Consider the following 18,563-nt stretch of genomic DNA (forward strand, 5'->3'; position numbering starts at 1 on the left):
GATGAGGCAATCCCGTGGACAAGATTTTCCACCAACCACTGGGCGGCAACGAAATGCCGCGCTTCGCCGGCATCGCCACCATGATGCGACTGCCCCACCTGCAAACGGCCAAAGGCCTGGACGCGGCCTTTATCGGCGTGCCCCTGGACATCGGCACCTCGCTGCGCGCCGGCACCCGTTTCGGGCCGCGTGAGATCCGTGCCGAATCGGTGATGATTCGCCCTTACAACATGGCCACCGGCGCCGCGCCATTCGATTCGTTATCGGTGGCGGACATTGGCGACGTGGCGATCAACACCTTCAACCTGCTCGACGCCGTGCGCATCATCGAGGAAGCCTACGACGAGATTCTTGAGCACAATGTGATCCCGCTGACGCTGGGCGGCGACCACACCATCACCCTGCCGATCCTGCGGGCGATCCACAAGAAACACGGCAAGGTCGGGCTGGTGCATATCGATGCCCACGCCGACGTCAACGACCATATGTTCGGCGAGAAAATTGCCCACGGCACCACCTTCCGCCGCGCGGTGGAAGAAGGCTTGCTCGATTGCGACCGCGTGGTGCAGATCGGCCTGCGTGCCCAGGGCTACACCGCCGAAGACTTCAACTGGAGCCGCAAACAGGGGTTTCGTGTGGTCCAGGCCGAAGAATGCTGGCACCACTCTCTCGCGCCACTGATGGCCGAAGTGCGTGAAAAAGTCGGCGGCGGCCCGGTGTACCTCAGCTTCGACATCGACGGCATCGACCCGGCCTGGGCGCCCGGCACCGGCACCCCGGAAATCGGCGGGCTGACCACCATCCAGGCGATCGAGATCATCCGTGGCTGCCAGGGCCTCGACCTGATTGGTTGCGATCTGGTAGAAGTTTCGCCGCCCTACGACACCACCGGCAACACCTCGCTGCTGGGTGCCAACCTGCTGTACGAGATGCTCTGCGTACTGCCCGGCGTGGCGCATCGTTGATGAGCGCGCAAGCCGTGCTGAAAGCCGCGGCCGACCTGGTGTCGGCCTTCGCGCGCAATGACCGCGCCGCCTATTTCGGCGCGTTTACCGCCGATGCCAGCTTTGTGTTTTACACCCTCCCCCAGCCGCTGCTCAGCCGCGATGCCTACCAGGTGTTGTGGGACCGCTGGCGTCGGGACGAGGGATTTGAGGTGCTGTCCTGCACCTCAAGCAACGCCTTTGTCAGCCTGCAGGGCGACGTGGCGGTATTGATTCATGACGTGGCCACCGAATTGCGCATGAACGGGGAGCAATTTTTTAGCCAGGAGCGCGAGACCATTGTCTTCACACGGCAAGGGCTGCGCACAGAACAACAAGAAGGCCTGTGGCTGGCCTGTCACGAACATTTGTCCGCTATGCCGGAAGGGCTGCCGCCCCATTAGCCAATGTGATCGGAGCTGATCATGAATAATAAAAACAACGAAAACAGTATTCGCAAAATAGAAACCAACGGGGTCGAACAGATCCCGGACCACGAACGCAGCGCCAGCCCCAAGGATCTGTTCCGACTGATCTTTGGCGGTGCCAATACCTTTGCCACCGCCGTGCTGGGCGCATTTCCGGTGCTGTTTGGTCTCTCTTTCCAGGCCGGCGTCTGGGCGATTGTGCTGGGCGTGCTGGTGGGCGCGCTGATCCTGGCGCCGATGGGCTTGTTCGGGCCAATCAACGGCACCAATAACGCGGTGTCTTCCGGTGCGCACTTTGGTGTGCACGGGCGGATTGTTGGCTCGTTTCTGTCGCTGCTGACGGCGATTGCCTTCTTCTCACTGTCGGTGTGGAGTTCAGGCGATGCACTGGTCGGTGGTGCGAAACGTCTGATCGGCCTGCCGGAAAACGACCTGACCCTGGGCCTGGCGTACGGCGTGTTCGCCATGCTCGTACTCACCGTGTGCATCTACGGCTTTCGCTTCATGCTGTGGGTTAACCGCATTGCGGTATGGGCGGCAAGCCTGCTGTTCCTGCTGGGGATCTTCGCCTTTGCACCGGCGTTCGATAGCCACTTCGCCGGCACGGTCGCCCTGGGCCAGACCGGTTTCTGGGCCGCGTTCATCGGCGCAGCACTGGTGGCCATGAGCAATCCGATTTCCTTCGGCGCGTTCCTCGGTGACTGGTCGCGCTACATCCCGCGTGAAACACCGAAAATGCGCATCATGCTGGCCGTGGTTGCCGCCCAGATCGCCACCTTGATCCCGTTCCTGTTCGGCCTCGCCACCGCGACCATCGTGGCAATCAAGGCGCCGGACTACATCGCGGCCAACAACTACGTCGGCGGGCTGCTGGCAGTCGCGCCCAGCTGGTTCTTCCTGCCGGTGTGCCTGATTGCGGTAATCGGCGGCATGTCCACGGGCACCACGTCGCTGTATGGCACGGGGCTGGACATGTCCAGCGTGTTCCCGCGCCTGCTGTCACGGGTCAAGGCCACGTTGCTGATCGGGGTGATGTCGATTGCCTTCATCTTCATCGGACGTTTCGCCGCCAACCTGGTGCAAAGCGTGTCGACCTTTGCCGTGCTGATCATCACCTGCACCACACCGTGGATGGTGATGATGATCATCGGCCTGATCGTGCGCCGAGGCTTCTACTGCCCGGATGACCTGCAGGTGTTTACCCGCGGGGAAACCGGCGGCCGCTACTGGTTCAGCCATGGCTGGAACTGGCGTGGGCTGGGCGCCTGGATCCCGAGTGCGGTGGTGGGCCTGTGCTTCGTCAACCTGCCGGGGCAGTTTGTCGGGCCATTGGGCAACCTCGCCGATGGCATCGACATCAGCTTGCCGGTGACGCTGGGGCTGGCCTCGGTGGTGTACCTGAGCTTGCTTCGCATGTTCCCGGAACCGGCGGCCGTCTACGGCCCAGCCGACCCTCGCAGCAAGCGCACGGATGCGCGCGTTAAACCGGCGCTGCAACCAGCCGCCTGATCGCCCATAAAAACGATAATCGGAGACCCGCCGTCATGGCTTTGGATTTATTCGTCGTACTCATCTACGCCGCCGGCATGCTCGTGCTCGGCTATTACGGCATGCGCCGCGCGAAAACCCACGAAGACTACCTGGTCGCCGGTCGCAACCTGGGCCCGTCGCTGTACATGGGCACCATGGCTGCCACCGTGCTGGGCGGTGCATCCACCGTCGGCACGGTGCGCCTGGGGTATGTGCACGGTATTTCCGGCTTCTGGCTCTGCGCCGCGCTGGGCGCCGGGATCATTGCGCTGAACCTGTTCCTGGCCAAACCGTTGCTGAAGCTGAAGATCTTCACCGTTACCCAGGTGCTGGAAAAACGCTACAACCCCATGGCCCGCCAAGCGAGTGCGGTGATCATGCTGGCCTACGCGCTGATGATTGGCGTGACCTCGATCCTGGCCATCGGCACCGTGCTGCAAGTGTTGTTCGGCCTGCCGTTCTGGGTGTCGGTGCTGTTGGGCGGTGGCGTGGTGGTGGTGTATTCGACCATCGGCGGCATGTGGTCGCTGACCCTGACCGACATCGTGCAATTCGTGATCAAGACCGTCGGCCTGATGTTTATCCTGCTGCCGATCTGCCTGTACCGCGTCGGCGGCTGGGATCAACTGGTGGCCCAGTTGCCTGCGTCGAATTTCAGCTTCACCGAAATCGGCTGGGACACGATCATCACCTACTTCATGATCTACTTTTTCGGCATCCTGATCGGCCAGGACATCTGGCAACGGGTGTTCACCGCCCGTGACGAAAAGGTCGCCCAGTACGCAGGAACGTTCGCCGGCTTCTACTGCATCCTGTACGGCCTGGCGTGCGCGTTAATTGGGATGGCCGCGCACGTGCTGCTGCCAAACCTGGACAACGTCAACAACGCGTTTGCCGCCATCGTCAAAGCGTCGTTGCCGGATGGCATTCGCGGCCTGGTGATTGCCGCCGCACTGGCCGCGATGATGTCCACCGCCAGCGCCGGCCTGCTTGCAGCGTCGACGGTATTGACCGAAGACCTGCTGCCGCGCTTGCGCGGTGGCAAGCAGTCCAGCCTGAAGATCAACCGTCTGTTCACGATGTTGACGGGGATTGCCGTGCTGGGAATCGCACTGGTGGTCAATGATGTCATCAGCGCCCTGACCCTGGCCTACAACCTGCTGGTGGGCGGTATGCTGGTCCCGCTGATGGGCGCAATTTTCTGGAAGCGGGCAACAACCTCGGGGGCTATTGCGTCGATGACCCTGGGCTTCCTGACCGCGCTGGTGTTTATGTTCAAGGACGGGTTGGATGCGAACACGCCGATCTACTACAGCCTGGCGGCAGGGCTGGTGAGTTTTGTCGTGGTGAGTGTGTTGTCGCCACGGCCGGACGCATCGGTGGCTCGCGCGGTTTGAGCTATAAAGCAACTTAGCGCCGTTTCTTCAGCGGGTGCGACGTCGGATGTCGCACCCGTTTTTTTATGGTTCAACGCTCAACTTTTAGCTATCCCAGCCTTCACGCCAGCGCTCTTGCACGGATGAGCTCCTGGACCAAAGAGGCCCATACCAGTCCCTGCGTTGTGCCTGCGGCATACGTTGCCCCGGCCACTATTCGATTGTATGCGGACCAGTAAACGATTGAGAGTCCATCGGCAGTGCCAGGCCTGGCACATTCGATAACGTGCAGGTCGCCACGTTCGATTGCCCTGCGGTAGGCCTCTGGAAAGTGCCGAGCAACAGCGGCCAGACACGCCGCCAGTATTGACGCCTTATTCTCCGGTGAAGAATCGGGCGGCACTTGCCCGCCGGAAATCAGAATGAAATCCCCGTCCAAGCGGCAATTCATCACGCCGATTGGCAGGTCGTATTGCAGCTTGAGCCCGCGCAGGTCGGCACCTTCATTACCCACCGCGCGCAGCTTGAAAAACCAGCCAATGATCGCGACCGCCTCCAGCTCTTCTACGCCCATGGCAGTGACGACGAAGTGTTCTCGGCTCAGATCAGCAATTTGAATCGGGTTGAGGCGCTGGGGCAGGAACTGAACCCCCGAGCGCTGCAACAGTGCCTCGACTTCATCCTTGAGATGGACAAATTCCAGATCGTAACCCGATACCTCAATCGCTCGACCGATTCCAGGGATTGCGTAACGTGCCTGAAATTGCAGTTGATTGATCTGTGCAAGTTCACCTCCCGGCTTGCCACTCGGCCAGGGCCTGTTTTCAATATCGCGCTGCTCACGGATCGTATCCTCTATGCCAGCGGCGTCGTGCCGATAAGCTCGCACAATCCGCGACCGCGCAAATCGTGCCAGGGAGGGGTTGTCGGCCAGGAGCTTTTCAAACAACTCGATGCCTGCGCGATTGCACTCGACAGCCAAATACTGATTACCGGGCGTTAGATAATCGTTATTGAGCGGCTTTGCAGTGGTCTCCGTTGCGCAAAGATGGCGCATGTTCACCTGCTTATGGCTCGCGCCATCGCGCTGCTGATTCCCTCCGTATACCGTGACCTGATAATTGGCCAGGCGAAGCATCACGGCTTGGAGAAGGCCGTTGATACCTCTGCCGACGATCGACACGCGCGGCGCACCGGCATGCACCGGCTGAGGGGGGATCGTCAGTGACTGTGCAAGTTTGCGCCTGACCAGGCCATGCAGGGCGATCAGGCTCAGCTGCACCGCGACTGCATAGTCAAGGTCGCGATGACAGGCTTCGGTGGTTGCAGCCTGTGTAGTCAGTGTCGCCGGTTTGCACCACGTGGAGACACTACACCCGAGCGCCTGTGTGCGAATCCGAAACGCCTCCAATGTTGCAGGCCCATAGTCCAATACGAGCTGCATGTCTGGCGCCGTTGCCAGGGTCTGCAAAGCAGCATCGCTAAAGACATCCGGTTTGGCGATACAGACCAGGCGAGCCTGTTTGTGCAGGCACTGGATCAGGGCTCGATCAATACGATGAACGGTTTCGTCATTCAGGGATACGCAGAGGGCGACAGCAGAAGCCCCGTTCAGCGCCTCAAGCCAGTCTACGAAAAACGACACTCTGGAATCGGAGCAGGTGTTGCCGAGAGTGTCTGGCATTCGACCGAATCGACTCAGCACCTTAATCCGAACATCCGGGTCTCGATCAAGTAACAACTTGACCAACGCCTTTCCCACATTGCCGTAGCCCAGCACACAGACTTCACGGGGTATGGAGCCATCGGCCATGGTCAGCCAGCGTGCGAGATACGCAGCCACATGCGGTGCGTTGACCCCGGGCGTATTAACCACTCGAATATTATTGGAGTGGCAAAGGTCCAGGTGCACCTTATCCAGACTCGTACCTCTGCGGACCAGATAGAGTTCCCCAAAAGGGTGGGATGTACGCCATTGGTCAATGACATCTGCATCGATAGTGTGGTCAGCGACAATGAGTATGGATGGCCGCAGGAGCGCGATCTGTAAGAGCAGAACTTGCTTGGTTAATGTTGCTGGGAAGAACACTACGTTGTGAGGGGCGTCAGCCCTCCAACCTTTCGACACCGGTGCGATATGTAAAATAATCTCGGTGGTGGCGATGAGCGACGTGGTAACTGGCGGAACGGAAGAGAGCCGCATAGCTTGTCTCCGACAATTCTGACCTGGCGCCTCGAGCGTCTGGATCTTCACAGGTAAAAAACCTGTGAAGTTTGCTATTCATACTTGGGTACTTTTCAGGAGAGGGTAGAAACGCAAAAGATCCAAACCCTTCCCTGTCGGAAATCAACCTACGCCTATGTTTAGAACGAGATAAGCCAGCCGTTTCTGATAGCTAGGCAGTCCAATTCCTACACATAAACGCAATGCCGAACTGACAAGCGAGCATTGGACGATTGTGTAAATCACTCTGGCGGTTGGATTGGCGAATGTGTTGTCGCGCCGGCAGCCGTGTCGGTGGCGCAGGCGACCAAGGGGACAGGGGATAGGGGATTTAGAGTGATTTCTACCGCAGGCGCGCCGTCGGATGTCGCACCCAGTTTCTTTGCATTGCGCAAAAAAACTGTGGGAGCGGTCTCACTCGCGAATGCAGGGTACAAGTCAACTTTTTACCGACTGATACACCGGATTCGCGAGCAAGCCCGCTCCCACATTTAAACTGAATCAGCCGTACGCTTAGCGGCGACGTGGACGGCGCTGCTCGTCATCCGTGCGAATCGGCACCGGTTGCAGCGGGGGCTCAATCAGGCCCAGCGCAACGCCGAGGTCATGGAGCCAGTTCTGGATTTTCTCTTTCATGGTTGCCCCCTTTGCGGGTAATGCGGGTCGGCGGGAATTCTGTCGCCTTTTCCTACAGTGATAGTAGCTCTAAGTCCTACGTAATGCTTGAACGAAACCACAACGAACTATTACTGAATTGATCCAAATCAGTCCGGATCGTTCAGGCAATGGCGCGCGCGTCCTGCAAAAACCCGGTTTGACCTGCCTGTTGCAGGTCAATCCACGCATTGAGGTTAGCGCCGAGCATACCCTTTCGCCACATCAGCCAGGTGGTGGCAGTAGCAAAAGGCCCTGTCAGCGGATGAACGGACACGCTGTCCTTGCCTGGCAAGCTGTCGAGCATGGATTCGGACATCAATGCCACACCGGAGCCTGCGATCACACAGGCGAGCATGCCTTGGTAGGACTCGATCTCAATCGCCCTGCCCATGGCCACCCGCTCGTGGGAAAACCACGTCTCCAGGCGTGTGCGGTAGGCGCAACTGCGTCGGAAAGTGAACACCGAGCGGCCGGCAACATCCTGGGGCCCGCGTACCGGCGGATGATCGGCTTCGCAAATGATCACCAGGCGTTCTTCGCACAGCGGCACCCCGTCCAACGTGGCAATGGTCAGCGGCCCATCCACCAACGCCGCATCCAAGCGCCCGGTAATCAGGCCTTCCAGCAGTTCACCACTGGGCGCCGACTGCACTTGCAGGTTCACCATGGGATAAGCCTTGTGATAGCGCGCCAGCAATTTTGGCAAATGAATGGCGGCGGTGCTGTACATGCTGCCCAACACAAAATCGCCGGCCGGCTGACCGCCTTGAACCGCGCCATGGGCCTCATCGTGCAGCGCGATCAGACGGGTGCTGTAGTCCAACAACACTTTGCCAGCCGGAGAAAGCTGCAACCGCTGACGCTCGCGAACAAACAGTTCCACACCGAGCTGCTCTTCCATTTGCTTGAGCCGCGTCGACAGGTTCGACGGCACCCGGTGCAGGCGCTCGGCCGCACGGGTGATGGAGCCCTCTTCCGCCACGGCCTGGAAAATGCGCAATTGACTGAACTCCATACCTTTCTCCAAAACTGAACAAGTTACTCACTATTATTCATTTTTACAGAAAGTCAATCCGCTTTAGCCTGAAGGTCTTCGCTTGCGTGCAGGAAACCTGAACATGTCACCGCTGATTCGCTTACTCGCCAGCTTTATCGCCTTGATGATGGCCATGGGCATTGGCCGTTTCGCCCTCACCCCGCAAATGCCGCATTTACTCAGCGAGGGGCAGATCGACCTGACCGGCGCCGGGCTGATTGCTGCTGCCAACTACCTCGGCTACTTCGTCGGTGCGGTGGATTCGATGTTTGCCCGCAGCCATCATCATGTGCGCGGGCGCCTGTATGGCGGTCTGTGGTTGTGCGTACTGCTGACGCTGGCGTCGTATTGGGCGCAGGGGTTCTGGCCCCATCTGCTGCTGCGCTTCGGAACGGGCGTCGCGAGTGCCTGGGCGCTGGTGATGATTACCAGTTTAAGCCAGCCGCTGGCGATTGACGCCGGGCGCCCACGCCTGGGGGCCCTGGTGTTTGCCGGGCCGGGGATGGGGATTGTGCTGACCGGTATGCTGGCCCTGGGTTCGAACCTGCTGGGGCAAAGCTCTGCCACATTGTGGCTCGTCTATGGCGTGGTGGCACTGGTCATGCTGCTGGCAATCCTGCCGTTCTTGCCTCAACCGACGACGACGGTTGCACCGACTTCCACCCGCACGGGCAGCAACGAAAGCATCGTGCATTTGTGCTGGATTTATTGCCTGTACGGTCTGGGCTACATCATCCCGGCGACCTTTCTGTCGCAGATGGCCAGCGCGCAATTCCAAGGGGCGTGGCAAGCCGATCTGTTCTGGCCGTGCTTCGGCCTCGCTGCCGCAATCGGGGTCGTGGTGGTGAGCTTGCGCCGCCATCACCCACACACCACCCGTCGTTGGCTGATGACAACCCTGTGGCTGCAAGCGGCCGGCGTGTTCGCCTGCTTACTCGGCAACGGCTGGGGCCTGGCCCTGGGGGTGTTGTTGTGCGGGACGCCGTTCCTGGCGTGCATGATGCTGGTGATGAAGCGTTTGCGGGACGTCGCGCCCCACGGCTACCCACGCAGCACCGGCTTGTTGACGGCGAGCTTCGCCATCGGCCAATTGGGCGGGCCGCTGCTGGCCTCGGTGAGCAGTCATCTGAGCGGCGGCCTGCAACCGGCCCTGGTGATTGCAGGTACAGGTCTGGTGGTGGCGGGCGCGGTGTTACTGCGCCCTGCCACTGCTGTCAGCCAGCAACCATCGGCGCGGGTACGCGAACCTGTTCTCGCCGCGCCAGGATCAGGAAAAACAGCCCACCCAGAAAGCAACCGGTAAACCAGGCAAAGTTGGCCATGCCCTGCAACGCCGGGGTGAAGGTGATCGCGACGCCCACCAGCGTCGCCGGTAGCAGCGCTTTGACCGCCGTCCAGTTCACGCCACCATCGAAGTAATAGCGCCCGCTCGGGCTGTCATCGAACAGCGCATCCACATCGATTTTCTGTTTTTTGACCCAATAGAAATCCACCAACAGGATTCCGAACAGCGGCCCGATGAAGGCGGCGAGGATATCCAGGGTGTAGTGGATCATCAGCGGGTTGTTGAACAGGTTCCACGGTGTGATAAAGATCGAGGCCACTGCGGCGATCATGCCACCGGCACGCCAGCTGATTTTGCTCGGCGCGACGTTGGCGAAGTCAAACGCCGGTGACACGAAGTTGGCGACGATATTGATGCCGATGGTCGCCGTCACAAAGGCAAAGGCACCGAGCAACACAGCCATGCTGTTGTCGATGCGCGAAACGGTGGCAATCGGGTCGTGCAGCATTTCGCCAAACACCGGCAAGGTGCCCGAAACGATCACGACCGTCACCAGCGAGAATGCCAGGAAGTTCACCGGCAACCCCCAGAAATTGCCGCGGCGCACGTCCTGCATGCTGCGGCAGTAGCGGCTGAAATCACCGAAATTCAGCGTAGGCCCGGAGAAGTAAGACACCACCAGCGCCGTCGCCACAATGACCTGGCCAACCGCCTGCCAGCCCGACAAGGATTTTTCCGCAAGGGTAAAGCTGATATTCGCCCAGCCCGCCTTCCACACAATCCAGCCGGCCAGGGCAAACATCACCGCATAGACCACCGGGCCCGCCCAGTCGATAAAACGGCGGATGGATTCCATGCCGGCCCAGAACACGGCAGCCTGCAACACCCATAAGCTGAGGAAACCAAACCAGCCCAAGTAGGACAAGCCTGCGAAATGCGGTTCTGCATACACCGCCATTTGAGGGAAGAAGCGCAGCACTACGATGATCAAGGCGCTCGACGCCAAGTACGTTTGAATCCCGTACCACGCCACCGCGATCAGACCGCGAATCACCGCCGGTATGTTTGCGCCGAACACACCAAAAGCCAGCCGGCAGATAACCGGGTATGGCACCGCAGCTTGCTGGCTCGGCTTGGCAACCAGGTTGGCGATCAATTGCACAATGCAAATACCCGCGAGCAAGGCGATCAGCACCTGCCAGCTGGCCAGCCCAAGGGCGAACAGGCTGGCGGCGAATACATAGCCGCCGACGCTGTGCACGTCGCTCATCCAAAAGGCGAAAATGTTGTACCACGTCCATTTTTGCGGCAGTGGGCCCAAGTCCTGGTTGTACAGGCGCGGGCTGTAGCCTTTGGGCAATTGTTCGGTCATCGCTTGGCTCCTCGAAATACCGGCCTGCGCTCCCGTAACAGGGTGCATACGGGAGGCGGCATGGTTTGTATACGAGGCATTCAGCAGAATGCGTGCCAATGGCACACAATCCCCTTGAAACTATGTTCCAAAGGGCTTCACAACCATTTAAAGACGGGGATTACGCTCAGCAACGGTGCACATGAATCCTGTACACAATCAATCGCGCACCCGATGTGCACACAGATAGCCGACAGTGCAGCACGCGGCCGTCAGAAACGTACCCCAGGCCATGTCCATGATCGCCAGGCCTGCGGACCAGCCTTGCAACGTGGCCCAATTGCTCAAATCGTAGGTGCCATAGGCGACCAACCCCAGTAAGGCACCGAGGCGCGCAGCACGCTGCCAACTGCCGCTTGGCAGGACGACAAACACCACGCAACCGCTGACATAAAGCAGATAGAACAACACGGCGGGCAACAGACGGGGCTGATCAAGCATCAGCGAACCCAGCAGGGACTTGTAGGTCGGGCCCATGAGGACGCCGAGCCAGAGGCCGTCGAGCACCAGGAAAGCCAGCAAGGTGCCGAGATAGGCGAACAACGATTTTTTGGACATTCACACCACCTCTGCAGGAGCACATTTGCTCCTACAGAAGAGCAAACCACCTTTAGCTTAGTTCAATGCGATCGGCATGAATCACGATCTGACCCTGCTTGTAGAGCGCACCAATGGCCTTCTTGAAGTTGCCTTTGCTGACGCCGAACAAGTTGCTGATCACCGCCGGGTCGCTTTTATCGCTGACCGGCAAGGTGCCGTTGTTTTCACGCAATTTGGCGAGGATCTTCGAGTTCAGGCTGGAGGCGGCTTCCTGGCCGACCGGCTGCAGACTCAGGCTGATGTTGCCATCGGCACGAATCTCTTTGATAAAGCCTTTCTCTTCCTTGCCCGGGCGCAGGAACTTGAACACTTCGTTCTTGTGGATCAGGCCCCAGTGCTTGTTGTTGATGATCGCCTTGAAGCCCATGTCCGTGGCTTCAGCCACCAGCAGGTCGACTTCCTGGCCTACCTCGTAGTGGGCAGGCGTCTTGTCCAGGTAGCGGTCCAGCCGCGCAGTGGCGGTAATGCGCTTGGTGTGCTTGTCGAGGTAGACATGCACGACACAGTATTCCCCGGCGGTCAGCTGACGCTTTTCTTCCGAATACGGCAGCAATAGGTCCTTGGGCAAACCCCAGTCAAGGAATACGCCGATACTGTTGACTTCCACTACTTTCAAACTGGCAAATTCGCCGACTTGAACTTTCGGCTTCTCAGTCGTCGCGATAAGTTTGTCATCGCTGTCCAGATAAATGAAAACGTTAAGCCAGTCTTCATCTTCACTGGGAATATCTTTTGGGATATACCGATTGGGCAAGAGGATTTCGCCATCTTGCGCACCGTCCAGGTACAAACCAAAGTTAGTGTGTTTAACCACTTGCAAGCTGTTGTAGCGCCCGACTAAAGCCATTTCCAAATACCCTCGTTACGTGGGCAGCATTCTACCCGAGTTGCGCTCGGCACGCGCGCCCGCCTGAAAAATCAAGGGCTGGCGTGGCGTTTTACTGGCAGCGCTCCGCTCGTCAGATCAGTCAATTCAATTTTACCGGCGACGAGTGCCCATCCGCCCTATGGTTTCCAGTTAAAACAGTAAGTTAGCGGGTTATTTCAACGCCCAACTTCGGCTGAATATGAGCGCCTCGCTTATTCCCGGGGGATATTTACCAAGCAATTGTCAAGTATTTCCTGTACGATGCCTGGCCAAGTTAATTTTCTACAGGTTAGTGGCCGCCATGCGCGTAAAAGCATCCAACAGCAAAGCAAAGCCAGCTCCAGCCGTTGAAACCAGCGAATCGATCAACAGCCAGATTGCTGCGTTCCTCAAGTCCGGCGGCGAAATCCAGCAAATTGCCAAGGGCGTGAGCGGCCAGACTTTCGGCCCGTCCAAGCAGATCAGCCTGGGCAAGAAGTAACACCCGCGCATTACACCTGGTCCCTAAGCGTCTTGTCTTCAAGGCGCTAGGACTAGAGCCCGAGACACCCTCTCTGCATCACACAGTATTGCGCTAATCGACGAACGGGGCTCACCGCCCAGCTTTCGCCGGTATGCTTGCACACGTCTAGTACGGGCATCTGCCCGATTCCCCCTGTCACTGCTCCTCGCTTTTCATGGAGTGAAGCTTGCTCAAGCCCTGCTTTTTTCTGATCGTTGCCCTTGCGGCCAGCCCCCTTGCGCAGGCGCAGATATTTCAGCGCGAACTAGGCGATTTCGACCTGAAATTGGGCACCACGCCAAGTCGCAGCATGGCTCAGGGCCTGGTCAAACCCACCTCGCCCGGTAGCGATTCGTTCCACGGCGGGCTGGACCTGAGCCACGACAGCGGTCTGTATTTCGGCCAATTTTCACCGAACATGGGGCTTTCATCCGCCAACAACCTCGAAGTCGATTCCTATCTGGGCTTCAAACATCCCTTCGACCAAACCCTGGGCTACGAAGTGGGCATGATCCACTACAGCTACCCCAAGCTCAGCCCTCTGGACAGCCAGGAGTTCTATGGCGGCCTGAACCTGCTGGGCAATCGCTTCGGCGTCTCCTTCAGCAACGACCCGGATCGCCAGGACAGCACGCTCTTTGCCGACCTGGGCGGCACGCAACCGTTCGGCATCGGCGTCAGCATGAAGTACACCACTCATCAACTGGGCACCCCGGCCTCGGTGGAAAGCGGTTCCATCAGCAGCTTCAGCGACTGGTCGGTACAGTTCTCCCGCGCCTGGAAAGGCGTCGACCTGGACCTGATCTACAGCGACTCCAGCCTCAGCGGTGGGAGCTGCTCAGCCTACTCAGGACATAATTCGCAATGCGATGGGCTGTTGACCTTGAAGGCCGCGCGGTCGTTTTATTGATGGGCTGAACTGTCGCGCCCAGCGCAGGTTCACATGCATGAACCCCATCTGCACAAGGACCTGCCCATGCTGCGTCGGCTCAAACTTCTGGTGGTACTGCTGACCTTGAGCCTGGTACTCGCCGGCTGCAATCGTGTTGGCCTCGCCTACCGAAACCTGGACGTGATTATCCCCTGGACCCTCAGCGACTACCTGGACATGAATGCCGGGCAGAAGAGCTGGTTCAACGACACCCTCAAGCAACACCTGGCCTGGCACTGCACCACGCAATTGCCAGGCTACCTGGATTGGCTTGATCGCCTGCAACAGATGGTCGACAACAACCAGGTCACCGATGCCGCGCTGCAGGCCCGCACCGTCGAAGCCAAGCAGGCGATTGCCGAGGTGGCGCAAGAAATCACACCGTCGGCCATCCAATTGCTTCAAGGCCTGAATGATCAGCAGGTCAAGGACATGAGCGACGCCCTCGCCAAAGACCTGCGTAAGCGCCAGGAGGAATACCTTAAGCCGCCACTGGAACAGCAGATCAAAGAGCGCGCCAGACGCATGAGCAAGCGTCTGGACGCCTGGATGGGCCCGCTCAGTGCGAGCCAGCAGAGTCGAGTCACCGCCTGGTCCATTAGCCTCGGCGAGCAAAACGAGCAGTGGATCGGCAACCGCGCCCGTTGGCAGGCGCAATTTATCGCCGCGGTGCAACAGCGTCAGAGCGCGGACTTCCCACAGAAGATGCAGCAGCTATTGATGGCTCGAGAAAGCCTGTGGACCTCGCAATACAAGGTCGCCTATGCCCAGACGGAAACGGCGGCGCGCAGCCTGATTGTCGACCTAATGGCCGAAAGCACGGTGCAGCAGCGCATTAAGCTGACGCAGAAGATTGAGGGTGTGCGTAGCGATTTCAAGGCACTTAAATGCCTAAAGGCCGTCGGCAATACCTGATCTGCATGCAACCCAATGTGGGAGCGGGCTTGCCCGCTCCCACAGGGTCATACAGCGCCTGTTAAATCAGGCAATCTGCGCCTTTGAGGCCACTTCATCAAACGTGGCCGGCTCCAACGCATCGGCCTGATCATCCAGCACCTGGCGCGGGTGATCGTTGCCCGGTATGGAGCTGTCAATCAACGCCAGCAGCTGTGCGCCGCGAGCGGTCAAGATGAAGTTTTCACCATTGCCGCCCTCCTCCTCCGGCCGCGATTCAATAAACCCACGCTTGAACAGCAGCGCTTCGTAATCGGCAGCGATCTTTTTCAGCGTGTCCAGATTGCCGGTGGACTCGCCCGCCGTGGCCTTTTCGGCCGCTTCCTGCTCGGCGTATTTACGCGGTGCAAAGCTGCCCTCGCCATTCTGCACTTCATGCAGCAGACGCTCGATCAAATCCCAGTTGTAAGTCGTCATCCTGATTCCTCCTGCAGGCCGTTGGAAAAGCAGCCCGTCTAAAGGTGTGACAGGCCCCGTCACTGGCCGTTCAGCCGAATGGACGGGCGTTATTTCTCTGAACTTTCCAGACGTTCGCCCCCTCAACTGAACATCACTGCCAAGGACGTCCGACCATGAATACCCTGAAGAACCTGGCCCTGGCCGCCACGTTGATGACCGCCCTGCCCGTCTGGGCGTGCACACCCGAAGAAGCCACGGCGAAACGCGAACAACTGGCCCAGGAAGTGACCAAGCTCACCAAGCAAAACCCCACCAAGGCCAAAGAAATAAATGCTGAGCTGCAGAAAATGGACATGGACACAGCAGCTGCCGATCTACCCGACAAATGCCAATTGATCGATCAACGCCTGAAAGACCTCGCTAAAGCCGCTGCCGAGACCAAAAACTGACGCAAAAAAAACCGGACATCGTCCGGTTTTTTTATAGCAGCGCAGCCTTACTCGGCAGCAGGCGCTTCTGGCTTGCGGCGCTTGAGCGGCGCCATGCCGTCCTTGCTGACGAGCGACAGGTTGTCGGTCTTCGGCCGATTGGCGATCTTGCGCTTGGTTGGCGACTTGGCGCCGGCCTTCTTCTTATCGCCCTTGGCGTCGACTTTTTTCTTCTTCACGCCAACGGCTTTGCCCGACGCCTTGACCTTCTTCGGCCCGGTGTAAGTGCCTTTGACTTCCTTGATGGTGCGGCGCTCGAACGACTGCTTCAGGTAGCGCTCGATGCTCGACATCAGGTTCCAGTCGCCGTGGCAGATCAGCGAGATTGCCAGGCCATCGTTGCCGGCACGCCCGGTACGGCCGATACGGTGCACGTATTCATCGCCGCTGCGTGGCATATCGAAGTTGATGACCATGTCCAGGCCATCCACGTCCAGGCCACGCGCAGCCACATCGGTGGCAACCAGGATTTTCACGCCGCCGGCCTTGAGACGGTCGATGGCCAGCTTGCGATCCTTCTGGTCTTTCTCACCGTGCAGCACAAAGGCCTTGTAGTCCTGCGCGACCAAACGACCGTAGATACGGTCAGCAGCAGCGCGGGTATTGGTGAACACGATGGCTTTCTGATAGGTCTCGTTGGCCAGCAGCCAGTTGAGGATCTGTTCTTTGTGCACATTGTGGTCGGCAGTGACGATCTGCTGACGCGTGGTCGCGTTCAGGTCACTGACGTTGTTGACCTGCAGGTGCTCAGGGTTGTTCAGGACCTTGGCGACCATGTCGCGCAGGGTCGAACCGCCGGTGGTGGCGGAAAAGAGCATGGTCTGCTGGCGATTGACGCACTCGGCCACCAGGCGTTGCACATCGTCGGCAAAGCCCATGTCGAGCATGCGGTCGGCTTCGTCGAGCACCAGCACTTCGACTTCCTTGAGGTCAAGGTTGCCGGCGTTGAGTTGCTCGATCATACGGCCTGGGGTGCCGATCAGAATGTCTGGCACTTTGCGCAGCATCGCGGCCTGGACCTTGAAGTCTTCGCCGCCGGTGATCAGGCCGGACTTGATGAAGGTGAACTGCGAGAAACGCTCCACTTCCTTCAAGGTCTGCTGGGCCAGCTCGCGAGTCGGCAGCAGGATCAGGGTCTTGATACTGACGCGGACTTTGGCCGGGCCAATCAGGCGGTGCAGAATCGGCAGAACGAAAGCGGCGGTCTTGCCACTCCCGGTTTGAGCCGTCACCCGCAGGTCACGCCCTTCGAGCGCGAGCGGGATGGCCGCTGCTTGCACAGGCGTAGGCTCGACAAATTTAAGCTCGGCCACGGCTTTGAGCAGGCGTTCGTGCAGGGCGAATTGGGAAAACACGGGTGCTACCTCGAAGAAATACAAAATATCAGCTGCATAGGGTAACGGTTTCGGGCGTCCAAACCGAGTTTCTTTACGCGAACGGCGCGAATCAGCTGCTTTTTTGTTAAGACATTTGTCCGTAAAACCAACTTTGTCGCACTTAAATGCTCTAATCGGCCCGTGTTGTCTTACAGAAGAATCGGTTTCGCACATGGATATCAAACAGTTCTGGCTCAACCTCCAAGACCTTTGGGGCACCCTCGACCAACACCCGTTGCTGCATTCCGGCCTGGGTTTGCTGGTTCTACTGGTGGTGGCCCTGCTGCTCGGACGGGTAGCGCGTTACCTCATTCTCCACGCCGTCAAATTGCTCGGCCGGCAACCGGCGCTGCATTGGCTCAACGACCTGCGGCACAACAAAGTCTTTCATCGCCTGGCGCAGATGACGCCATCCCTGGTGATTCAGTTCGGCCTGTACCTGGTACCGGGCCTGAGCAAAACCGCCACGTTGTTTATCGGCAATGTGGCGCTGGCGTTCACCATCCTGTTCATGACGCTGGCGGTGAGCGCCCTGCTCAACGCCTTGCTGGATATCTACGCACGCACCGAACATGCCCGCACCCGCTCGATCAAGGGCTACGTGCAACTGACGAAAATGGTGCTGTTCGTGTTCGCCGCGATCATCATCGTCGCCACCCTGATCGACCGCTCGCCCTTGTTGCTGCTGTCCGGTTTGGGTGCGATGTCGGCGGTGATTTTGTTGGTGTACAAGGACACCCTGCTGTCATTCGTCGCCAGCGTGCAACTGACCAGCAACGACATGTTACGGGTCGGCGACTGGATCGAAATGCCTCAGGTCGGCGCCGACGGTGACGTGGTGGATATCACCCTGCACACGGTCAAGGTGCAGAACTTCGACAAGACCATCGTTTCCATCCCGACCTGGCGCCTGATGTCCGAGTCGTTCAAGAACTGGCGCGGTATGCAGGCGTCCGGCGGGCGCCGTATCAAGCGCAGCCTGCACATCGACGCCAGCGGCGTGCGTTTCCTGCGCGACGATGAAGAAGTGCGGATGACCCAGGTGCACCTGCTCACTGACTACATCAGCCGCAAGCAGGCCGAACTCAAGGCCTGGAACGAAGCCCAAGGCAACAGCGCGCAACTGTCGGCTAACCGCCGCCGCATGACCAACCTCGGCACTTTCCGCGCGTATGCCCTGGCGTATCTGAAAAGCCACCCGGACATCCAGCCGAACATGACCTGCATGGTGCGCCAGATGCAAACCACCGCCCAGGGCGTGCCGCTGGAAATCTACTGCTTCACCCGCACCACGGCGTGGGCCGATTACGAGCGTATCCAGGGGGATATTTTTGATTATCTGCTGGCGGTGTTGCCGGAGTTCGGCTTGAGCGTGTATCAACAGCCGAGCGGCAATGATTTACGCGCAGGCGTATTGCCCGCGGTGTTGGGCGCCAGTCATGTGCCTGCGCTCGAACGCAGCGCGGTATAAGGCTACCCTTCGCCTGTGGGAGCGGGTTTGCCCGCCCCCGCAGG

Annotated in this window: 18 protein-coding genes; 10 read left to right on the plus strand and 8 right to left on the minus strand. The window is 59.1% G+C overall.

Annotated features, from left to right (window positions below; genetic code table 11):
• Positions 1–14: 14 nt before the first annotated feature.
• Genes speB through CPH89_RS01755 form a run of 4 tightly spaced genes read left to right on the plus strand, consistent with a single transcriptional unit; the run spans position 15 to position 4,338 of the window.
• Positions 15–965: an agmatinase gene (gene speB / locus CPH89_RS01740; RefSeq protein WP_053257374.1), complete on the plus strand. Its 951-nt coding sequence runs from the start codon at positions 15–17 to the stop codon at positions 963–965.
• Complete coding sequence (locus CPH89_RS01745; RefSeq protein WP_053257375.1) at positions 965–1,387, plus strand: YybH family protein; 423 nt, start codon at positions 965–967, stop codon at positions 1,385–1,387. Before speB ends, CPH89_RS01745 begins: the two co-directional genes overlap by 1 nt.
• A gap of 21 nt (positions 1,388–1,408) precedes the next feature.
• Positions 1,409–2,920: a purine-cytosine permease family protein gene (locus CPH89_RS01750; protein ID WP_053257376.1), complete on the plus strand. Its 1,512-nt coding sequence runs from the start codon at positions 1,409–1,411 to the stop codon at positions 2,918–2,920.
• A gap of 35 nt (positions 2,921–2,955) precedes the next feature.
• Entirely contained in the window at positions 2,956–4,338 is a 1,383-nt protein-coding gene (locus tag CPH89_RS01755; RefSeq protein WP_053257377.1) for a sodium:solute symporter family protein, read from the plus strand.
• Positions 4,339–4,438: 100 nt separating this feature from the next.
• Here CPH89_RS01755 and CPH89_RS01760 read toward each other — a convergent pair whose 3' ends face one another.
• The 3 genes from CPH89_RS01760 to ptrR all read right to left on the minus strand — a co-directional run bounded on the left by CPH89_RS01760 (position 4,439) and on the right by ptrR (position 8,213).
• Positions 4,439–6,520, minus strand: coding sequence for an FAD-dependent oxidoreductase (locus CPH89_RS01760; protein ID WP_053257378.1), 2,082 nt, complete (start codon positions 6,518–6,520; stop codon positions 4,439–4,441).
• 534 nt (positions 6,521–7,054) lie between these two features.
• Positions 7,055–7,177 (minus strand): PA1414 family protein, encoded by a 123-nt coding sequence (locus CPH89_RS30710; RefSeq protein ID WP_003193089.1) that lies wholly within the window; start codon positions 7,175–7,177, stop codon positions 7,055–7,057.
• Between the two features lie 142 nt (positions 7,178–7,319).
• On the minus strand, positions 7,320–8,213 hold the full coding sequence (gene ptrR, locus CPH89_RS01765) for a putrescine utilization regulator PtrR (protein ID WP_053257379.1): 894 nt from the start codon (positions 8,211–8,213) through the stop codon (positions 7,320–7,322).
• Between the two features lie 103 nt (positions 8,214–8,316).
• Here ptrR and CPH89_RS01770 point away from each other — a divergent pair, with 103 nt between their 5' ends.
• Complete coding sequence (locus tag CPH89_RS01770; protein ID WP_053257380.1) at positions 8,317–9,537, plus strand: MFS transporter; 1,221 nt, start codon at positions 8,317–8,319, stop codon at positions 9,535–9,537.
• Here CPH89_RS01770 and CPH89_RS01775 read toward each other — a convergent pair.
• From CPH89_RS01775 to CPH89_RS01785, 3 genes are all read right to left on the minus strand, one after another.
• Positions 9,449–10,891 carry an NCS1 family nucleobase:cation symporter-1 gene (locus CPH89_RS01775; protein WP_053257381.1) on the minus strand — a complete coding sequence of 481 codons (1,443 nt, stop codon included), beginning with the start codon at positions 10,889–10,891 and terminating at the stop codon, positions 9,449–9,451. The two genes, CPH89_RS01770 and CPH89_RS01775, sit on opposite strands and share 89 nt — an antisense overlap.
• Before the next feature lie 198 nt (positions 10,892–11,089).
• A complete protein-coding gene (locus CPH89_RS01780) occupies positions 11,090–11,488 on the minus strand; it encodes a DUF2177 family protein (protein WP_053257382.1) in 399 nt (132 codons plus the stop codon).
• A gap of 52 nt (positions 11,489–11,540) precedes the next feature.
• A complete protein-coding gene (locus CPH89_RS01785; protein ID WP_053257383.1) occupies positions 11,541–12,377 on the minus strand; it encodes a CvfB family protein in 837 nt (278 codons plus the stop codon).
• 322 nt (positions 12,378–12,699) lie between these two features.
• Between CPH89_RS01785 and CPH89_RS01790 the strand changes: the two genes are divergently transcribed.
• From CPH89_RS01790 to CPH89_RS01800, 3 genes are all read left to right on the plus strand, one after another.
• On the plus strand, positions 12,700–12,879 hold the full coding sequence (locus tag CPH89_RS01790) for a PFL_1563 family small protein (protein WP_003193095.1): 180 nt from the start codon (positions 12,700–12,702) through the stop codon (positions 12,877–12,879).
• Between the two features lie 208 nt (positions 12,880–13,087).
• The gene (locus tag CPH89_RS01795) at positions 13,088–13,810 is read left to right on the plus strand and encodes a TorF family putative porin (protein ID WP_053257384.1); all 723 of its coding nucleotides are present in this window, start codon (positions 13,088–13,090) and stop codon (positions 13,808–13,810) included.
• Between the two features lie 66 nt (positions 13,811–13,876).
• The gene (locus CPH89_RS01800) at positions 13,877–14,746 is read left to right on the plus strand and encodes a DUF6279 family lipoprotein (protein ID WP_053258025.1); all 870 of its coding nucleotides are present in this window, start codon (positions 13,877–13,879) and stop codon (positions 14,744–14,746) included.
• 66 nt (positions 14,747–14,812) lie between these two features.
• On the opposite strand, the gene CPH89_RS01805 is transcribed toward CPH89_RS01800, so the two are convergent.
• The gene (locus tag CPH89_RS01805; protein WP_053257385.1) at positions 14,813–15,202 is read right to left on the minus strand and encodes a hypothetical protein; all 390 of its coding nucleotides are present in this window, start codon (positions 15,200–15,202) and stop codon (positions 14,813–14,815) included.
• A gap of 155 nt (positions 15,203–15,357) precedes the next feature.
• On the opposite strand from CPH89_RS01805, the gene CPH89_RS01810 reads away from it, so the two are divergent.
• Positions 15,358–15,633 (plus strand): hypothetical protein, encoded by a 276-nt coding sequence (locus CPH89_RS01810; RefSeq protein WP_053257386.1) that lies wholly within the window; start codon positions 15,358–15,360, stop codon positions 15,631–15,633.
• A 47-nt stretch (positions 15,634–15,680) separates the two neighbouring features.
• Here the strand turns inward: CPH89_RS01810 and CPH89_RS01815 are convergent, their stop codons facing one another.
• Positions 15,681–17,027 carry a DEAD/DEAH box helicase gene (locus CPH89_RS01815; RefSeq protein ID WP_053257387.1) on the minus strand — a complete coding sequence of 449 codons (1,347 nt, stop codon included), beginning with the start codon at positions 17,025–17,027 and terminating at the stop codon, positions 15,681–15,683.
• Between the two features lie 193 nt (positions 17,028–17,220).
• On the opposite strand from CPH89_RS01815, the gene CPH89_RS01820 reads away from it, so the two are divergent.
• Positions 17,221–18,519, plus strand: coding sequence for a mechanosensitive ion channel family protein (locus tag CPH89_RS01820; protein ID WP_053257388.1), 1,299 nt, complete (start codon positions 17,221–17,223; stop codon positions 18,517–18,519).
• Positions 18,520–18,563: the final 44 nt, after the last annotated feature.

It is taken from the genome of Pseudomonas fluorescens (assembly GCF_900215245.1).
GTDB lineage: Bacteria > Pseudomonadota > Gammaproteobacteria > Pseudomonadales > Pseudomonadaceae > Aquipseudomonas > Aquipseudomonas fluorescens.